Origin of the sequence: Arthrobacter hankyongi (assembly GCF_022012395.1) — a bacterium.
Taxonomy (GTDB): Bacteria; Actinomycetota; Actinomycetes; order Actinomycetales; family Micrococcaceae; genus Crystallibacter; species Crystallibacter hankyongi.
Map to the genome: position 1 here is coordinate 50,723 of NZ_JAKLTQ010000006.1, position 17,573 is coordinate 68,295.

Here is a 17,573-nt window from a genome sequence, read left to right on the forward strand (position 1 = left end):
ACGATCAATAGGGCGGTACAGCCGCGGGAACCCCATGCACGCGGCGGCGCACATATCAGTGTAGTAGATCCGGCACCACCGGCCGTTTCCCGCGTGACGTTTAGAACAGCCGGCGGTCCGCCGGGTCCATGTACTTCTTGCGGAACAGCCGCCGCGTCCAAGGGTCCAGGAACACCAGGTAGAGGGCGAAGCCGACGGCGACGGCGGCAGCCAGCAGGCGTGCCGCGTTCAGGTCGATGCCGATGTACGGGAAGATGTCCAACTGGTCCGCAGTGGCGTAGACCATCAGGAAGGACGTGACCGCATAGACGGTGCGCACCTGCCAGTCATTGCGGATCCCGGTGGCAGCGAACAGCGGCAGCAGCCAGACGACGTACCAGGGCTGGATCATCGGGGCCAAACAGACGACGGCAGCCAGTGCCACGGCCAGCCTGCGGACGATCCGGTCATAGCTGCCCCGGAACATCATCACCAGCACCACGACGACGGCAGCCGCCTTCCCGGCGCTGTACACCAAGTTCTGGACCGTCCCGCCGTCGAAGCCCAGGCCGCTGGCTATCAGGTACATCAGCATGCCGATCAGGCCCACCGGGGCGTACCAGATGTAGAGCCCCGCCCCTTGGGCATTCAGCGCCCCGATCCAGCCAAAGCCCAGGCCGTTGATCGCCCCCAGCACGGCCAGGAGTCCTAAGGACAGGCCGGCCGTCAGCGCCCAGAAGCCGAACTTGCGCAGCCAGCCGGCTTCCTTGCCCGCCCAGAGCAGGCCGACGAAGGGCAGGAAGATCAAGGTGATGGGCTTGATGCCCACCGAGAGGGTGACCAGAAGGATGCCCAGCAGCGGCCGCTTGGTCGCCGCGTAATACAACCCGCCCAGGGCCAGGCCGAGCATCAGCGCGTCATTGTGGATGCTGGCGACGAAAGTGGTCAGGAACAGTGGATTGGCGCAGGCCAGCCAGAGGGCCCGGTTCGGGTTGATGCCGTGAAGTTCGGCGAGCTTGGGCCCGTAGTACACGCACAGCGCCGCGCCGATCAGGGCCAGCACACGGAACAGGATGATCGAGTACTCGGGATGACCGCCGGTAAACCAGACGATGAACTGCTCCAGCCAGAGGAAGATCGGCCCGTACGGCGTTGGGCTGCGCGCCCACAGGTCGTCCGCGCCGGTCTGCAGGTAGTTCTGCAGCTGGTCATACCCGTCCACATACGGGTTGAGGTTGTTGACCATCACCTTGCCCTGGGCGATGTAGGCATACACATCGCGGCTGAACAGCGGAATGCACAGCGCCAGCGGCGCGGCCCAGGCAGCGATCGCCGTCAGGGTGGCCCGCCGGGCCTGCGGTCCCCAGACGGTGAACTGCTGGCCCAGGCGCAGCCAGGACCGCACCAGCAGCATGCTGCCCACAGCCAGCAACAGGACGCTGACAATGACCCCAGCCGGCTCCAGCCGGAGCCAGATCAGCAGCGGCCAGCGGCGCAGTTCGGACACGGAAGCCAGCCAGCCCACGCCGAGCGAGCCGAAGAACATCAAGAAGGAGCCGAGCGCCCCCTGGGCGATGGTCAGCGTATGACGGCCCTCACCGGCTGCGGCGTCGGATAACGGCAGCGGAACGGCGGCAGGGCGGGGGGCAGTCACCCGAAGGATTTTAGCAGTCCGCCCCGGACAGAACACGATACATTTGAGCGGTGCCTATCTCTAACGAAAACATTGTCTGGATCGACTGTGAAATGACCGGTCTGGACCTCGAAGCGGACGCATTGATCGAGGTCGCGGTGCTGGTGACCGACTCGGAGCTGAACGTCCTTGGCGACGGTGTGGACGTGGTCATCAAGCCTTCGGACGAGGCGCTGGAACAGATGACCGACTTTGTGCGGGAGATGCATGTCACTTCCGGCCTGCTGGAGGAACTGTCCGGCGGGATCACCATGCAGGAGGCCGAGGACAAGGTGATGGAGTACATCACCACCTGGGTGCCCGAGCCGCGGAAGGCCCAGCTGGCCGGCAACTCGGTGGGCACGGACCGCACCTTCCTGGTCCGGGACATGCCCCGGGTGGTGGACCACCTGCACTACCGGATCATCGACGTCTCCACCATCAAGGAGCTGGCCCGCCGCTGGTTCACCCGAGCCTACTTCCAGTCCCCGGCCAAGCACGGCGGCCACCGGGCATTGGGCGACATCAAGGATTCGATCAATGAACTGCGCTACTACCGGCAGTCCGTCTTCGTTCCCTCCCCCGGCCCGGACTCGGCGACCGCCAAGCAGATTGCCGCCGACCTTGCGGCCCAGCAGCAGGACTAAGGCTGTTAGCTGCGCCACACTTTCCGGTAAATCCCGCAAAAGCGGCGAAATGGTCAAAACCACCCCGGAAAGCATGTAGACTAGTCTGCGTTGCTTTTCTTGTTGAAGACCGGCCGGAACCGCCAAGCGCGGCGCTACCCGGGAGGAACGAAGAAGCACACGGTGGGTATAGCTCAGCTGGCAGAGCGCCTGGTTGTGGTCCAGGAGGTCGCGGGTTCAATCCCCGTTACTCACCCCGAAGGGGTCCGGCATCTGGCGCCGGACCGGCAGAAGCCGCCTTGGAATTGTTCCGGGCGGCTTCTTGCATGTCCGGGCCGGCGCCGGCCCGCACGAGACGCGCAGCCAGTGGAGGACTACCTTTTGGACCGGAATCTCTACGAAGAGGACCACGAGCAATTCCGCGCACTTGCCGCGGAATTCAATGCCCGCGAGATCGCCGGGCACTACCAGCAGTGGGACGAAAAGCACATGATGCCCGGCGAGCTATGGTCCGCCGCCGGCGGGCAGGGCCTGCTGGGCCTGGCGGTGCCCGAGGAGTTCGGTGGAATGGGGCTGGCCGACTACCGCTTCCGTGCCGTCCTGGACGAGGAGTTCGCCAGGGCTAACCACCTCGCCGTTGCCCTGGCCTTCCATCTGCATGACGATCTGGTCCTCCCCCACCTGCTCGCCTACGGTTCGGACGAGTTGAAGGAATACTGGCTGCCGGGCATGGTCAGCGGCGACAAGATCACCTCGGTCGCCATGACCGAGCCTGGCGCCGGCTCGGACCTGCGCGGGATCCGGACCAAGGCGGTGCGCGACGGGGACGATTGGCTGGTCAGCGGCCAGAAGACCTTCATCGGCAATGGCGTCAGCGGCGACGCGGCCCTGGTGCTGGCCCGTACCGACGGCTCGGGCGGACGGGGTGCGGCGGATTCCTTCTCCCTGTTCATGGTGGAGAAGGCCGAGGGCTACAGCACCGGCAACCAGTTGGACAAGATGGGCCTGAAGGCCTCCGACACCGCCGAACTGTTCTTCGACAACGTCCGGGTTCCCGGCCGGAACCTCGTCGGCGAGGTCGGCCGCGGACTCGAGTACGCCGCCGGCCAGCTGCCCCAGGGGCGGCTGGCGATCGCGGTTGCCGCCGCCGCCGTCGCGCGCGCCGTGTACGAGGCGACGGTGCAGTACACCCGCGACCGCAGTGCGTTCGGCGAGCGGGTCCTTGATTTCCAGAACAGCCGCTTCACGCTGGCGGACGTCCGCACCGAGGTGGAGGCCACCGCGGCGTACGTGGACAAGGCGATGCTCGCCTTCAATGCCGGCCGGCTGGATGCGGTTTCAGCCGCCCAGGTCAAGCTCTTCGCCAGCGAGCGGGCCAAGTCCATCACGGACCGCTGCCTGCAGCTGCATGGAGGCTATGGGTACATCATGGAGTATCCGGTGGCCCAGGCGTTCCTGGCCTCCCGGCTGCTGACCATCTTCGGCGGCACGAGCGAGATCATGCGCGAAGTTATCGGCCGGGAGATCGCCCGCTGACGCGGGAAGCCTGGCAAGCAGAAGGAGAACAATGAGCATCCGACCCGTCACCATCACCGGGGAGCCCGTCCTGCACCACCGCGCCGTCGAGGTGGAAGCGTTCGACGACGAGCTGCGGACCCTGGTCGAGGATATGTACGAGACCATGGACGCCGCCCACGGCGTCGGGCTGGCCGCAACGCAGGTCGGCGTCGGCCTGCGGCTGTACACCTACCACTTCCCCAACGAGGATGACGTGCCCGAGCGCGGCGTGGTGATCAACCCGCAGCTGACCCTGTCCAAGGTGTCCGGGGCCGAGCCGGACCCGGACGAGGAGACCGAGGGCTGCCTGTCCGTGCCGGGACTAAGCTACCCGCTCAAGCGCGCCGAATGGGCCCGGGTCAAAGGCTACGACGTGGACGGGAACCCGCTGGAGTTCGAAGCCACCGGCTGGTTCGCCCGGGTGATGCAGCACGAGTACGACCATCTGGACGGCAAGCTGTACGTGGACCGGCTCAACGACAGGTGGGGCAAGCGCGCCCGCAAGCAGGTCAAGAAGGAAGGCTGGGGCGTTCCCGGGCTCACATGGCTGCCCGGCACCGACCCCGATCCCTTCGGGCACTGACTTTCCCTTGTACCGGGGCCCGTATGACGGGAGAACTCCCAACTGAACCGCAATAGGTTTAGTTAGCCCTGCGCAACACCCCAAACTTTTCCTAGGGTGCCCGTAGCACACTGCCGGTAGCCGTACGGTTCGCCCCCGCTCTCAACCACAGTTCCTGCCGTGCGGCATAGACACGGAAGGGCGGTAGCGCGATGCGTGTGCGCCGTATTCTGACTGTACTGGCCACCATCACACTGGTGGCTGTCGGCCTTGCCACAAGCACACAGGTGGCATTCGGCGCTTCCTACAACGAGTCCCGGGGGCCTAATTACACGAGCCGTGTCATTCTCACCTTTGACGATTGCCCGCGGACGCTGACTTCCTTCAAGAAGGTGCTGCAGTACGCCAAGAAGAAGAATGACGGCCTGGTCCTCGCCCCCACCGGCGATTGCCTGCAGAAGTTCCGCAATAAGCACGGCGTCGACCTTGCGAAGCTGGCCCGCTCCTACGGCCAGTACGTCATCAACCACAGCATCAACCACCGCAAGGATATGCGGTCGCTCAGTTGCAATGCCGTGGCGCGCGAACTTCGCTCCCCCGGAGTCGTGACGAATTTCGGCCGACCTCCATATGGGCGCATCAATTCGTCGGTCCGCTGCGGCTATGCCAAAGCGGGAATGAAACCCTGGCTCTGGACCGGCGCCACCGGGGACACCACGGGCAAATCCAAAGCAAAGGTGGTCTCGGCCGCGGTCAAGGTCGCGAAACCAGGCGCCACTATCCTGATGCACATGCAGTGGAACGGGTTTGGCCCGGACGCCATCCGCAAGATCAAATTAAAGCTGGAGGACAAGGGACTGAAGGTGTGCCGCGCATACCGGGGCAAGGACAACAAGGGCGCCATCGTTACCAGCCCGGCAAAGTTGCCTGCAAAGCTTCCCTGCTGAGACCGCCGGCACGTCTACGCTTGGGGCATGAGGTTCATCAGGCTGCGTGGAACACGCTAACCATTCTGCTTCCTGCCCACGGTCCTGGGCTGCGCCACCCTCATTGCGGCACCGCGGCAATGCCTGGAAGAAGTCGCCCCGGGGCTGGCCCTGGCCGGCCACCCGGCCGGATCCGCACCGGAAGCTGGCGGACAGTGAACTGAGAGTCATCCTGCGGCCGCCCACGGTGCACGAATTCATTGCCTGGCTCTACGGGCTGGTCGGCACCTACACTTAGGACCATCCGCTGGTTGTGGCCGCCGCTGTACGCCTGGCCGAACGGCTGGCGCGGGGCGGGTTAGCCGGGTCCCGGCCGGGCTAAGAATCGGTGAAGCCGGATCGGTGCTCCACTTCGCAGCGCTGCAGATCCTCGGTGGCAACGTCCAGCAGCCGGGTCAGCTCGGCCACCCGCTTTTCGGGCACGTCCCCCCGGGCGTAGGCAGCCTTGGCGTGGTCAAGGAGACGGACTGCTTCCTTGTAGTTGGCTTGCGCCCTTTGCCACTTCGTCATCTCTGTCATGCGGCTCATTCTAGGAACGGTTCCGGCCGAAAGCCATAGCCCAATCCGGGACGCCGAAGGGCCGGCAGCGGAAACCCGCCACCGGCCCTTAGGACCTCTTGGATTATGCAGCCTAGACGGTTGCCGTCAGCTCCCGGTCCTGGCCCACGGCCGGGAAGGACTGCGGGTTGACCCCGGCCATCTCCTCCAGCACGCGGATCACCTGGCAGCTGTAGCCGAACTCATTGTCGTACCAGACGTACACGACGGCGTTCTTGCCGGTGGCGATGGTGGCCAGGCCGTCCACGATGCCGGCACGGCGGGAGCCCACGAAGTCCGTGGAGACGACCTCCGGGGAGTCGATGTAGTCGATCTGCTTGCGCAGGTCCGAGTTGAGCGAGACACCGCGCAGGTACTCGTTGATGCCGTCCTTGGTGGCTTCCTGGTCCAAGTTCAGGTTCAGGATGGCCATGGACACGTCCGGGGTGGGGACACGGATGGCATTGCCGGTCAGCTTGCCCTCCAGTTCGGGCAGGGCCTTGGCCACGGCCTTGGCGGCACCGGTCTCGGTCAGCACCATGTTCAGTGCCGCCGAGCGGCCGCGGCGCTCGCCCTTGTGGAAGTTGTCGATCAGGTTCTGGTCATTGGTGTAGGAGTGGACCGTCTCCACGTGGCCGTGCACGATGCCGTACTTGTCGTTCAGGGCCTTGAGCACCGGGGTGATGGCGTTGGTGGTGCAAGAGGCGGCGGAGACGATCTTGTCCTCGGCCGTGATGTCGCCATGGTTGACGCCGTGCACGATGTTCTTCAGCCCGCCCTTGCCTGGTGCGGTCAGCACCACACGGGAGACACCGGGGCACTGCAGGTGCTGGGACAGGCCGGCCTCGTCGCGCCACTTGCCGGTGTTGTCCACCACGATGGCGTTCTGGATGCCGTACTGGGTGTAGTCCACCGAGGCCGGGTCGTTCGAGTAGATGACCTGGATCAGGGTGCCGTTGGCGAGGATGGTGTTGTTCTTCTTGTCAATGGTGATGGTTCCCTCGAAGGGACCGTGGACCGAGTCGCGGCGCAGCAGGCTGGCACGCTTGACCAGGTCGTTCTCGCTGCCCTTGCGGACGACGACGGCGCGCAGGCGCAGGCCGTGGCCGCCGCCGGAGTGCCCGATCAGGATGCGGGCCAGCAGGCGTCCGATGCGGCCGAAGCCGTAGAGGACGACGTCGGTGCTGGTGCGCTCGTCCGCGCCCTTGCGGCCGACGACCTCGGCCAGTTCCTCGCGCAGGAAGTCTTCGAGGCTGCGTCCCCCACCCTCGGCCTTGTACTTGGCCAGCAGCCGGGCCACGTCAACCGCCGCAGCACCGAGCTCGAGGCCGGCCAGCACCTGCAGGACCGGGAAGGTCTCCTCCAGGGAGAGCTCGACCTCATCGATCTGGCGGGCAAAACGGTGGGCCTTGAGGATGCTCACGACCGACTGGTTCACCAGGCTGCGACCGTGGATGGAGGTCACCACATTGTTTTCCCGGTACAGGCGCCCGATCAGCGGAATCATCGCCTCAGCGAGTTCCTCACGGTTGGCCCATGCGGCCAGCGACTCTTCTGACTTCTGGTTCACAGAATTACCTTCCTACCTCAGCCGGACTCGTCCTCGAGTCCGGTTGGAACCGCCCGGCACCTCTGCCCAAAGCGATGCCCTGGCGCAAAACCCGGTTGATTTGCTCAGGGACGGAGTCCGCCATACGTCAGGCGAAACCCCGGGCCCGCATTCACGGGCTAATTACCATTTTAGAGGGTGACGGCTGGCACTGCGTCACGATGTGCGTGAAGTCACTCATAGCTGGGCACGCCCACCGTCGCCGGCCGCCGTTTCCAAGGCCTGCCGGCGCGCAAACGGACGGCAGAGCAGCTCGACGGTCCCCTGGCTGAACCGCCGGATTGCCGCGTCGAACAAAGGGATGCTGAACACGGCCACGATGGCCAGCGTCAACAGAAGGCAGACGGCCAGGGTGGGCAGGCTGCCGATCTCTTCCGGGAGCGTACGCAGGTACGGCTGCAGGCCGAGCACCACGAACCCGTGCAGCAGGAAGACCGCCAGGCTGCGCCGTCCCAGCGCCGCCAGCACTCCCGGCCGGTCCGGCACCAGGGACAGGAAGCCCAGGGCCGCAACGGCCGCGATGCACAGCAGGCCGGCCCGGACGACGATACCCTCCGGATCATCGATATCCAGCCGGTAGAAGGGCTTGCTGCCGTAGAGCCAGGCCTGCTTGATCTGCAGCTCGTAGAGCAGCAGCCACGCGGCCACACCGAGGGCGACGGCGCCCAGTTTCGCCGACGTCGGCAACCGCGGCACCGCCGCGAGGATCCTCTTGCCGTACGCCGCGCCGACCACGAAGAAGGGCAGGAAAACCAGCGTCCTGGACAGCGACAGTGTGTAGTCGACCCATTCCACTGTGCCGGCCACGGCCGCCAGCAGCACCGACACGGCCACCGAGGCCTTCGGGAAGCGCTGCACCAGCGGCAGCAGCAGGAGCCACCAGATCATGGCCAGCAGGAACCAGAGGATCCAGAACGGCACCAGGAGCGAGAAGGAACGGTTGGCGCCGAGCAGTTGAACCGCGATCAAATACAGCGCCTGGGCGGCAAGCAGGATGACCGCGAAGGTTCCCAGCCGCCGCAGCAGGTGCGTCGCCTTGGCCGTGACACCAGCCAGGAAGACAAAGGCCGGCATGTGGAACAGGTAGATCGCGGTCAACGGCAGTCTGGTGGTCGGGATAGCCCAGGATGCCACGGCTTCCAGTACGTGCCCCAGGACAACCAGGACAATAAGGACGCCCTTGGCTGCATCAAGGCGGTGACTGCGGGCCCGAGGCGCAGTGGACATCGAGGCGGTTCCTATAGGACGGGGACGTGGTGGGGATGGGTTGGCCTATGAGCCGGGTTCTGTCACCTGCGGCAGTTACCCGCCGCAGGGTAGCGATCATCCATCTAGGAACACCGTTGCCGGTGCCCTCAAGCGGCCTACCCGGACACTTGGGCGAGCAGCCCTCGATCGTGCCCTGTCTGGCCTTGCTCCGAGTGGGGTTTACCTAGCCGTCCCGGTCACCCGGAACGCTGGTGGTCTCTTACACCACCGTTTCACCCTTACCGGCCCTGCCCAAAGGCAGGCCCGGCGGTCTGTTTTCTGTGGCACTGGCCTGCGGGTTACCCCGAGTGGGCGTTACCCACCACTCCGCTCTGTGGAGCCCGGACTTTCCTCGGCGGGCGGCTTCCCGGCCACTGGCCGGATGCCGCACCGACGCGATCGCCCGGCCAACCCATCCAACATCAGGATACGGTGCACCCGGCCGTTTGCTTCAATTCACGTCGGGTTAACTCGCCGCAGGTTTACCAGGCGCTGGCACACCGGAGGACAGGGGGCAGCGCCGGTAAGCTCTTCTGGTGCTTATTCTGCTACCACCCTCCGAAGGAAAGACCGCCGCTGCCGCCGGCGAACCGTTCAAGCCTGACGAACTGCACTTTCCCGAACTCACAGCCGCGCGCCGGGAGGTCCTCTCCGCCCTGGCCCAGGTCAGCTCCTCCCCCGAGGCGCTTGCGCACCTCGGCGTCGGCGCGTCGCTGGCTGCCGAGGTCCAGCGCAACACCCGGCTGCAGGACGAGCCCTCGGCCCCGGCCCACACCGTCTACTCGGGTGTGCTCTACGACGCGCTGGGGTACCGGGGCATGACGCCGGCGCAGAAGCGCAAGGCGGACGACGCCGTCGTCGTCATTTCCGCGCTCTGGGGCGCGATCGGCTTTGCGGACCGGATCCCGGCCTACCGGCTCTCGATGTCGGTGGGGCTGCCGGAGACCGGCAAGCTGGCCTCCTACTGGAAGCGGCACCTGCCCGCGGCGCTGGATGCCCACGCCGAGGGGCACCTGCTGGTGGACTGCCGCTCCAGCAGCTACGCGGCCGCGTGGGCTCCGGCACCGGAACGCACGGTAGTCGTCAACGTCTTCCAGGAGCGCGACGGCAAGCGCACCGTGGTTTCACACTTCGCCAAGCACACCCGCGGCGAGCTGGCCCGGCACCTGCTCACCCGCCGGGGGAAGGCGCCCGGAACACCGGCGGCGCTGCTGAAGGCCGCCCAGGAGCAGTGGACCGCCGAGCTAGTGCCCGGCACCGGACGGAAACCGCACGCGCTGAACATCATCCTCGCAGGTTAGGCAGGCAGCGCCCACTTCGGCGTTCCATACCGTTTCCCCATCGTTCACCATCGCTCAGTAGGTTCGGGCCGTCCGTACAGTCGAAGAGTGATGGGGGCGTTGGGCGCGCATGTCCGAAGAGGAACTCGATTTTGTCCGCGGTGATGTCGTGGTGCAGTACAAGCGGCGTGCGGCCCGGCTGGACCGGCGGCACCTGATTGTCTCGTTCGCCGGAGTCGGCCCGCTGGACAAGTTCGAATTCGATGGTCCGTCCACCAAGGAGAGCCAGGCTGCCTGGCTGTGGCTCAAGGACAATTTCGACGGCCAGCACGCCTACTATCTGTGCCACCGGATGGACCATGCCATCGAAGACGCCGTGATCGAACTGATCGATGCCGAGCTGGCCCGACTGGAACTGACCCGGGACGAATGCACCCTGCTCGGCGTATCCAAGGGCGGGTTCGCAGCCCTGTACTTCGGCATCAAGTACGGTTTCCGCAACATTGTCGCGAGCGCCCCGCAAATCTACGTCGGCACCCATACCCGACGCCACCGGCGCAAGATCTTCGCCCGCCTGAGCGGCAACGGCGGGGATCAGGAGCAGCAACTGCTGGACGCGCTGCTGCCTGACGCGGTGGAGGCCGACGACGCCACCGACAAGAACATCTACCTCTTCAGTTCCCCGAACGACCAGTTCCACGAGGCGCAGATAGTGCCCGCGCTGCCGATGTTCGACAAGTACAAGAACTTCAATTACATCGAGACCGATTCGGACCTGGTCAACGAACACACCGAGGTCACGCGCTACAACCTGCCGCTGATCATCTCCACGCTCTTCGCCCTGTCCGACAACGCCGCCCCGCAGTTCGGCCGGATCCGCAACGGGTCCCGGATGGCACCGGAGCGGATCCAGGCGGTGCTGGAACGGCAGCGGGCGGAAGGATCCGCCGTCGTCAATTTCTCCTTTGCCCGGCTGGCCGAGGGGCTGTTCTTCCCGGAAGGAACCGCCTTCCTGAAGGGCCGCCCGATGACCGGGGAAACCGCCCCGGCCACCGTGCTGGTGCTGAACGGGCCGGGCAGGCGGCACGAATTTCCGCTCGGTGCGGTGGTGGACTCATCGCCGTCCTTCAAGTATTTCGACGAGGCCTACTGCAATTACCGGCTGGGCAGGTTCTCCTCCCCGAAGAAGCAGGGCATCGACCTGTCCTCGCTGTCCGACGGCACCTACGAGATGTGGCTGCGGCTGGCCGGCGGGGACGGGGAACTTGAGTTCCCGGCCAGATCCGACCAGCCGCTGCAGACCGAGTCCCCCCACGGCGGCCGTCTCTTCCGTTTCCGTTCCTCCGGCCGCCGGGCCGTGCTGGACATCAGGTCGGTGCTCGGCGAACGCCCCGGGAAATCCTATTTCGGACTCCACAAGAGCTGGGCCCGGGACCAACTGGTCCATGTCGAGGGCGATTTCGCCGTCCGCGGTGCCGAAATGCCCGACGATGCGGCCGGAAACTACTACCTCGTGCTGCAGGGCGGAGACCGCGAGGGCCAGCGCGTGCATGCGCTGCCCCTGGTCGCCGCGACCTACAGAGGTCCCGAAGACCCCTTCGGCGATGGCTTCAGTGATTACTCCTTCGCGCGCTTCCGGTCGCGCCGGCGGGAGGGAGCGGACACCTCGCAGGTGCCGCCGGGCGAATACCTGGCTTACATTTCCTTCAGCCACTCCGGCGTCGTCTATACGGTGGCCGCGGGTAAGAAGGTGGAGATCCGGATTGTCGACGGCGCGGTGTCCACCTCGATCCGCAGGGCCGCCGGTGGCCGCGGTGCCCGCCGCAGGGCCCTGATGCGGCGGGTGGTCCGGGCCGACCTCCCCCAGCAGCTCAGGCACCGGCTGCGGACGCTGGGCAAATGACCGCCTTCGGCACTGGCAACGAGGCAAATGATGTCCCACAGTGATCATGAATTCATCCGCCACGGTGTCACCGTTGAGTACCGCAGGCGCCCGGCCCAGCAGGACCGGCAGCACCTGATCGTGGTGTTCACCGGCCTGAAGCCGATCGACTTCTATGACTTCAGCGGCGGTTCCACCGCGGACAACCAGGCTCATTGGCTGTGGCTGAAGGACAAGTTCGACGACTACTACGCGTACTATGCCTGCCGGAACATGGACTTCGCGATTGAACGTGCCGTCATCGACCTGATCGACGAGGAACTGGACCGGCTGGGGCTGACCCGGAACGAGTGCACGCTGCTCGGGGTTTCCAAGGGCGGGTTCGCTGCGCTGTACTTCGGCATCAAGTACGACTTCGGCAACATCGTGGCCAACGCGCCGCAGATCTACGTCGGCACGCACACCCGGACGGTCCGGCCCAAGATCTTTGCGCACATGGCCGGCGGCGGCGGGGACCGGGAGCAGCAGCAGTTGGACGCGCTGATCCCGGACGCCGTTGCGGCAGATGCGGGCACCGGAAAGAACATCTACCTGTTCAGCTCCCCGGACGACCAGTTCCACGAAGTACAGATCGCCCCGGCCCTGCCGATGTTCGGCAAGTACCCGAACTTCAACTACTTCGAGACCGACTCGGACCTGGTCTGGGAACACGCCGGGGTGATCCGCTACAACCTGCCGCTGGTGCTGGGCATCCTGCACGCCACCGCGGAAAACGCCCCGCCACGGTTCGGCATGGTCCGCAACGGGAACCGCCCGAAGCCCGAGGCCGCTGCGAGCATCCTCGAACAGCAGCAGGCGGCGGCCGAGCCGGTAGCCAATCTCGCCTCGGGGCGCCTGGCGGGTGCGACGTTCTTTCCGGAAGGCGTGGGCTTCTTGCGCGGCCACGGGATCGAAACACTGTCCGCCCAGTCCACCACGCTGGTGTTGGCCGGAAAGGGCACGCGGCACGAGTTCCCCCTGGTCGCTGCCCCGGACCCCGCCATCTACTTCCGCTACTACCAGGGCGCTTTCTGCAACTACAAACGGGCCAAGTTCATCACCCCCAAGAACCTGGGCCTTGACCTGTCGGCCCTGCCGGCGGGTACCTACCGGCTGCGGTTGCGCCTGGCCATCCACGGCCGCGAAGCCGAGACGCCGTTGCGCTCCGCCGGCCCCGTCCGGACCGAGTCCCACCAGGATGGCCGGCTGTACCGGCTCCGCTCCTCCGGGGAACAGGCCCTGCTGGACGTGCGGCCGGCGGTGGGCCTGGAGCCGGAGCGGGCGGTGTTCCGGGTGCGCAAGAGCTGGGCACGCGGGCCGCTGGTGCACCTGGACGGGGACTTCGCCGTGCGTGGCGTCGAAATGCCGGACCGCCGGGCGGGCCGTTACTATTTGGTGCTGCGCGGAACCGGCGGCACCGTCCACTCCAGGGCGCTGGTGGTCAGCGGACTCGACGGCATGGCGAATGCGTTCGGCGACGGGGTCGGCGACTATTCGGCGGCGCGCTTCGGTACGCCCAAGCGTGCCGGCGTCGACGTGTCCGGACTTCCCGCTGGAGAGTACGACGTCGCAGTGTCGCTCAGCGGCGCGGGCGGGCTCTACACAATGCCGGCGTCCAAGCGCCTGCGGATCACCACCAAGGCAGGCGTGCCGTCGGCGTCGATTCGGAACGCGGGAGCCGGGCCACTTCCCGCGCTGCGGAGCCTGCGGAGCCTCCCGGCCGGGGAACTGCGGCGCCGGATCAAACGCCGTGTCCAGCGGCGGCTGTCCCGGCTGCTGCCGCGCTGACGGGGCCGCGCCGCTCTCAGCCATTTCCCAAGATCAGGCAGGTATATTGAGCGTGCGCAGCACCCTGCCCAGTATCTGCGCCACCAGTATCCTGGGCAACGGCATCGGCAGGTGCTCCATTGAAGGAGGCACGGGTTGTCCCAGCAAGCTCCGATCCTGCGCCGCACGGCAATGGGCCTGCTCCTGGCCGCATTGCCGTTCACTGCGGCGGCGGACATTTTCGAGGATACGCGGAGCCTGCTTCCGGGAGCCGGCCACCGTTTGAAGATGGCCTGGTGGGGATCGTCGACGATGGAACGGATCGGTCCCGAACTGGAACTTCTCGCCCGGACCTACGGTATGCAGTACTTCAATGGCGGGGCCGGCGGCCAGACCGCCGAACAGACCCTGGCCCGGCTCGGATCCCGGCCGGCACTGATGGACCGTGGCACGATCCCGGCCTCCGGCCCTGCGCTCCTGACGACGCCGTCGATGAGCGCAGCAGGTCACGCGTCATTCACCGCCGCCGGCAGCCTCGCCGGCATCCCGGGGACACTGTCCAAGGCGCACGGAGCGCAGCGCGGCTACACGTTCCGCCGAAGCCGGCCAGGGCGGCCGGCCCGGATTCCGGAGGGGACGCCGTTCGTGCCGGCGAAGGGCAGGGAATTCCGCACCGGCATCAACCACCTGAACATCGGCAAGAACAACCTGACCGGCGAGCATCGGGGAACCAGTGATCCCGGCACCATCCTGCGCTGGACCTACGACGCTTACGACTGGCTGTCCGCCACGAGCCCGCGGGTCCTGGTCTGGGGACACTTTGTGAATACCGGTACGCCGGAAGCCTCCCCGGTGCGGGGGAAAATCCGGCACATCAACGAGGCGCTCAAGGACCGCTACGGACCCCGCTTCGTGGACCTCGACGGCCTGCTGACACATCTGGGCGTCTGGGAGATCACGGGTGTCCGGCCGGCCGCGTCGGACCTGCGGGAGCAAGCACTGGGCAACAAACCACCCAGCTTGTCGCTGAATTCGGCCCACATGAACGCCACCGGGTACAAGGCGGTACGGCACGTCATCGAACAGCGCCTCGGCGAACTGGCCTGGCTTCCGCCCGCGCAGGAACGGACCGGCTTCTAGCTCCTTCCCCTCCGCGTTCCCGGAACGCGGGAAAAGGCCTGATGGGGCGATGCTGCTAAGGCGGCGTTAGGCTAGCTGCCCCATTCGGCGGAGCGGACCAGGATGCAGCCGGAGTCGGGGCAGAAAACGATGTCGTCCGCGGCGGCCTGCTTCAGCTCGGCCAGGTCCCCCGGGCTCAGCTGCATGCCCGATCCTTCCGACTTGCCGTGGAACAGCCGGGCCGCGCCGATGCCGCGCTGGGCCAAGGTCTTCTCGTAGACGGCCAGCAGTCCGGCGTCGAAGGTTCCGGCCAGTTCCTTGCGCCGGCCGGCTGTCTCGGCCTTGTCCGCCTCGATCGCCGCCAGCTCCTGGTCCCGGATCTGTTCCAGCCCGTCCAGCTCCGTCCGCAGCCCGTCGCGGACCTGCTGGACCTGCGCCTGCCGTTCCTTGGCCGACTCGAGGCGCTCCATGACTTCCAGCTCCACGTCCTCCAGGTCCGAGCGGCGCTTGTTCAGCGACACCAGCTCATGCTGCAGCGCGGTCAGGTCCTTGGACGTGCCCGCCCCGCTGTCCAGCCGTGCCTGGTCCCGGTCGATCCTGCCCTGCACCATTTCGACGTCCGTTTCCGAACGCTTGAGCTCACGTTCGGCGTCAGCCGCCGCGGTACTGGCAGCAACCAGGTCATTGTCCACGGCGCCCAGCTTTCCCTGCATCGCCTCGATGTCCGGGTTCTTCGCGACAGCGGCGGCGCGGCGCGTGAGCTGGACCAGCTTGCTGTCCAGCGCCTGCAGATCAAGCAGTCGCAGCTGTTCGGATGCCGGTGCCTTGGCCATATGTCCCCTTAGGTGTCCATCGGTAGTGCTGCCGAACCGTGCGGTTCCGCATCGTCCTAGCCTACCGCCCGGCGGGCGGATCAGGCTGGGGTCAGAATGAAGTCCCAGGGGTCCGTATTGATGCCGCTGACGCGGATTTCGACGTCGTAACCCTGGTCCGCGAGCACGTTCTCCAGAGCGGTGGCCGCGGGGGTGAGCCACAGCCATTCGCTGCCGAAGTGGGAGACATCGATCAGGTAGGGCCGGCCGTCTGCGGCCGCCTCGCGGGCCTCGGACGCGGGGTGGTGCCGCAGGTCGGCGGTGACGTAGACATCGGCCTGCGCCTCGCGGACGGCGTCGAACAGCGAGTCCCCGGCTCCGCCGCAGACAGCGACTGTACGTACCAGGGCATCCCGGTGGCCGGCGACCTTCACGCCACCGGCAACCGCCGGCATCAGGCTGAACACCGTCTCGGCGAAGGTACCCAGCGTCGTCGACTCGCCCAGCTCGCCGACCCGCCCGATCCCTTCTTCCGGCAGCCCGTTCGCCGATGGCGCCAGCGGCCTGACGTGCTGGAGCCCGAAGGCATCGGCCAGCACATCCGAGACGCCGCCGACCGCGCTGTCGCCGTTGGTGTGGACCGTGAGCAGGGCACAGCCGGCTTCGATCAGCTGATGGACAATGTTGCCCTTGAAGCTGGAGGCGGCCACCGAGTTCACCGGCTTGAGCAGCAGCGGATGATGGGTCACCAGCAGGTCCGCGCCCCAGGTCAGGGCCTCTTCGACCACCTCGGCCACGGGGTCCACGGCGAACAGGATGCGCCGCACCGGGGCGTTGCTGCGGCCGACTACCGGCCCGACGGCGTCCCACTGCTCGGCGAGCGAGCGGGGCCAGAGTTCCTCGACGGCGAGCAGGACCTCGCCGAGCACGGGCGTGCCGTTCCCGGCCCCGGGTTCCCCGCCGGCCTCGGGTGCCGCTTCGCTGGCACCCGCCGGTGCTTCGGCTCCGGCAGCTGCGCCGCCGGCCTCCGGACCGGTCTTGCTGGCGGCCTCCGGCCCGGAATTGATGGCAGCCTCCGGCTCAGTGCTGCTGGCGCCGCTGCCGGTTTCCGTCACAGGGGTGTCATTATGCTGCGCATCCTGCTGCGCGTTCCGCTCCATAGCTCCTTTTCTACCCCATGGACGGCCCGAAGCCCCGAAGTTTACGTGACCCAAGACACCCAGCCTGCACGGTCCGCGGGAATCATCCGCACGTTTCCGGCATTGTTATAGCCATGAAGACTTTTGTACTGGGCGGCGGGTGCTTCTGGTGCCTGGACGCGGTTTACCAGAAGACCCGCGGCGTCAGCGAGGTGGTCTCCGGATACACCGGCGGCCAGCTGGCCAATCCGGGCTATGAAGCGGTCTGCTCCGGGATGACCGGCCATGCCGAAGTGGTGGCGGTGACCTTCGACGAGTCCGTAGTGCCCGAGGAAATCATCCTCGGCATGTTCTTCGCCTCGCACAATCCCACCACGCTGAACCGGCAGGGCTACGACGTCGGTACCCAGTACCGCTCGTCGATGTTCTACGCCGATGATGAACAGAAACAGACCTTCGAGGCAGCCATCGCGCGGGCGCAGGAAGACTGGGCCGACCCGATCGTCACCGAGGTGGTACCGCTGCCAACGTTCTACCGGGCCGAAGAATACCACCAGAACTACTACGCCAAGCACCCGGACGCCGGGTACTGCCAGGTGATCATCAACCCCAAGCTGGCCAAGGCCAGGAAATATTACGCTGAATGGCTCTCGGTCTGAGGCCGTTCATGACCACTGGATAGGCTGGCAGGAGGGCGCAGCCGCGGCGCACGTGCTCCTGCGCCCTCGTCCAATCCCATCCGCGATGGCCTGCAGGGCC

The 17,573-nt window shown here is 66.4% G+C and carries 15 protein-coding genes, 1 tRNA gene and 1 other RNA gene; 10 read left to right on the forward strand and 7 right to left on the reverse strand.

Translation table 11 applies throughout. From position 1 onward, the window contains the following. Positions 1-100: 100 nt before the first annotated feature. Entirely contained in the window at positions 101-1,633 is a 1,533-nt protein-coding gene (mptB, locus tag LVY72_RS10140; RefSeq protein ID WP_372463694.1) for a polyprenol phosphomannose-dependent alpha 1,6 mannosyltransferase MptB, read from the reverse strand. Positions 1,634-1,683: 50 nt separating this feature from the next. Here mptB and orn point away from each other — a divergent pair, with 50 nt between their 5' ends. The 5 genes from orn (at position 1,684) to LVY72_RS10165 (ending at position 5,343) form a co-directional block, all read left to right on the forward strand. After that, entirely contained in the window at positions 1,684-2,298 is a 615-nt protein-coding gene (gene orn / locus LVY72_RS10145) for an oligoribonuclease (RefSeq protein WP_308190743.1), read from the forward strand. A 162-nt stretch (positions 2,299-2,460) separates the two neighbouring features. Further along, positions 2,461-2,533 (forward strand) — tRNA-His (locus tag LVY72_RS10150). A gap of 125 nt (positions 2,534-2,658) precedes the next feature. Further along, complete coding sequence (locus LVY72_RS10155; RefSeq protein ID WP_237820445.1) at positions 2,659-3,813, forward strand: acyl-CoA dehydrogenase family protein; 1,155 nt, start codon at positions 2,659-2,661, stop codon at positions 3,811-3,813. Positions 3,814-3,844: 31 nt separating this feature from the next. After that, on the forward strand, positions 3,845-4,417 hold the full coding sequence (def, locus tag LVY72_RS10160) for a peptide deformylase (RefSeq protein WP_237820447.1): 573 nt from the start codon (positions 3,845-3,847) through the stop codon (positions 4,415-4,417). 197 nt (positions 4,418-4,614) lie between these two features. Beyond that, positions 4,615-5,343, forward strand: a complete 729-nt coding sequence (locus LVY72_RS10165) for a polysaccharide deacetylase family protein (RefSeq protein WP_237820449.1) — start codon at positions 4,615-4,617, stop codon at positions 5,341-5,343. A gap of 357 nt (positions 5,344-5,700) precedes the next feature. Here LVY72_RS10165 and LVY72_RS10170 read toward each other — a convergent pair whose 3' ends face one another. The 4 genes from LVY72_RS10170 to rnpB form a co-directional block, all read right to left on the reverse strand. Continuing rightward, the gene (locus tag LVY72_RS10170; RefSeq protein WP_308190746.1) at positions 5,701-5,901 is read right to left on the reverse strand and encodes a hypothetical protein; all 201 of its coding nucleotides are present in this window, start codon (positions 5,899-5,901) and stop codon (positions 5,701-5,703) included. A 112-nt stretch (positions 5,902-6,013) separates the two neighbouring features. Continuing rightward, the gene (locus tag LVY72_RS10175; protein ID WP_308190747.1) at positions 6,014-7,489 is read right to left on the reverse strand and encodes a glyceraldehyde-3-phosphate dehydrogenase; all 1,476 of its coding nucleotides are present in this window, start codon (positions 7,487-7,489) and stop codon (positions 6,014-6,016) included. 216 nt (positions 7,490-7,705) lie between these two features. Then, positions 7,706-8,755, reverse strand: a complete 1,050-nt coding sequence (locus LVY72_RS10180) for an acyltransferase family protein (protein ID WP_237820453.1) — start codon at positions 8,753-8,755, stop codon at positions 7,706-7,708. A gap of 32 nt (positions 8,756-8,787) precedes the next feature. Continuing rightward, positions 8,788-9,191: RNase P RNA component class A (gene rnpB / locus LVY72_RS10185), an RNA gene on the reverse strand. A 121-nt stretch (positions 9,192-9,312) separates the two neighbouring features. Here rnpB and LVY72_RS10190 point away from each other — a divergent pair. The 4 genes from LVY72_RS10190 to LVY72_RS10205 all read left to right on the forward strand — a co-directional run bounded on the left by LVY72_RS10190 (position 9,313) and on the right by LVY72_RS10205 (position 14,884). Beyond that, positions 9,313-10,077 carry a YaaA family protein gene (locus LVY72_RS10190; protein WP_237820455.1) on the forward strand — a complete coding sequence of 255 codons (765 nt, stop codon included), beginning with the start codon at positions 9,313-9,315 and terminating at the stop codon, positions 10,075-10,077. 109 nt (positions 10,078-10,186) lie between these two features. Then, the gene (locus tag LVY72_RS10195) at positions 10,187-11,959 is read left to right on the forward strand and encodes a hypothetical protein (protein WP_237820457.1); all 1,773 of its coding nucleotides are present in this window, start codon (positions 10,187-10,189) and stop codon (positions 11,957-11,959) included. A 27-nt stretch (positions 11,960-11,986) separates the two neighbouring features. After that, positions 11,987-13,765 (forward strand): accessory Sec system protein Asp2, encoded by a 1,779-nt coding sequence (locus tag LVY72_RS10200; protein WP_237820460.1) that lies wholly within the window; start codon positions 11,987-11,989, stop codon positions 13,763-13,765. 135 nt (positions 13,766-13,900) lie between these two features. Beyond that, entirely contained in the window at positions 13,901-14,884 is a 984-nt protein-coding gene (locus LVY72_RS10205) for a hypothetical protein (RefSeq protein ID WP_237820462.1), read from the forward strand. A 71-nt stretch (positions 14,885-14,955) separates the two neighbouring features. Here LVY72_RS10205 and LVY72_RS10210 read toward each other — a convergent pair whose 3' ends face one another. Both LVY72_RS10210 and LVY72_RS10215 read right to left on the reverse strand, forming a co-directional pair. Beyond that, complete coding sequence (locus LVY72_RS10210; RefSeq protein WP_237820464.1) at positions 14,956-15,696, reverse strand: zinc ribbon domain-containing protein; 741 nt, start codon at positions 15,694-15,696, stop codon at positions 14,956-14,958. 80 nt (positions 15,697-15,776) lie between these two features. After that, positions 15,777-16,835: a Nif3-like dinuclear metal center hexameric protein gene (locus LVY72_RS10215; protein WP_237820466.1), complete on the reverse strand. Its 1,059-nt coding sequence runs from the start codon at positions 16,833-16,835 to the stop codon at positions 15,777-15,779. Between the two features lie 113 nt (positions 16,836-16,948). Here LVY72_RS10215 and msrA point away from each other — a divergent pair, with 113 nt between their 5' ends. Continuing rightward, positions 16,949-17,473, forward strand: coding sequence for a peptide-methionine (S)-S-oxide reductase MsrA (msrA, locus tag LVY72_RS10220; protein WP_237820468.1), 525 nt, complete (start codon positions 16,949-16,951; stop codon positions 17,471-17,473). Positions 17,474-17,573: the final 100 nt, after the last annotated feature.

Excerpts from the sequence above, each read along its gene's own strand:
- msrA (WP_237820468.1), top strand. The coding sequence starts at position 16,949 with ATGAAGACTTTTGTACTGGGCGGCGGGTGCTTCTGGTGCCTGGACGCG.
- LVY72_RS10195 (WP_237820457.1), top strand. The coding sequence starts at position 10,187 with ATGTCCGAAGAGGAACTCGATTTTGTCCGCGGTGATGTCGTGGTGCAG.
- LVY72_RS10200 (WP_237820460.1), top strand. The coding sequence starts at position 11,987 with ATGATGTCCCACAGTGATCATGAATTCATCCGCCACGGTGTCACCGTT.
- LVY72_RS10215 (WP_237820466.1), bottom strand. The coding sequence starts at position 16,835 with ATGGAGCGGAACGCGCAGCAGGATGCGCAGCATAATGACACCCCTGTG.
- LVY72_RS10180 (WP_237820453.1), bottom strand. The coding sequence starts at position 8,755 with ATGTCCACTGCGCCTCGGGCCCGCAGTCACCGCCTTGATGCAGCCAAG.
- def (WP_237820447.1), top strand. The coding sequence starts at position 3,845 with ATGAGCATCCGACCCGTCACCATCACCGGGGAGCCCGTCCTGCACCAC.
- LVY72_RS10210 (WP_237820464.1), bottom strand. The coding sequence starts at position 15,696 with ATGGCCAAGGCACCGGCATCCGAACAGCTGCGACTGCTTGATCTGCAG.
- LVY72_RS10170 (WP_308190746.1), bottom strand. The coding sequence starts at position 5,901 with ATGACAGAGATGACGAAGTGGCAAAGGGCGCAAGCCAACTACAAGGAA.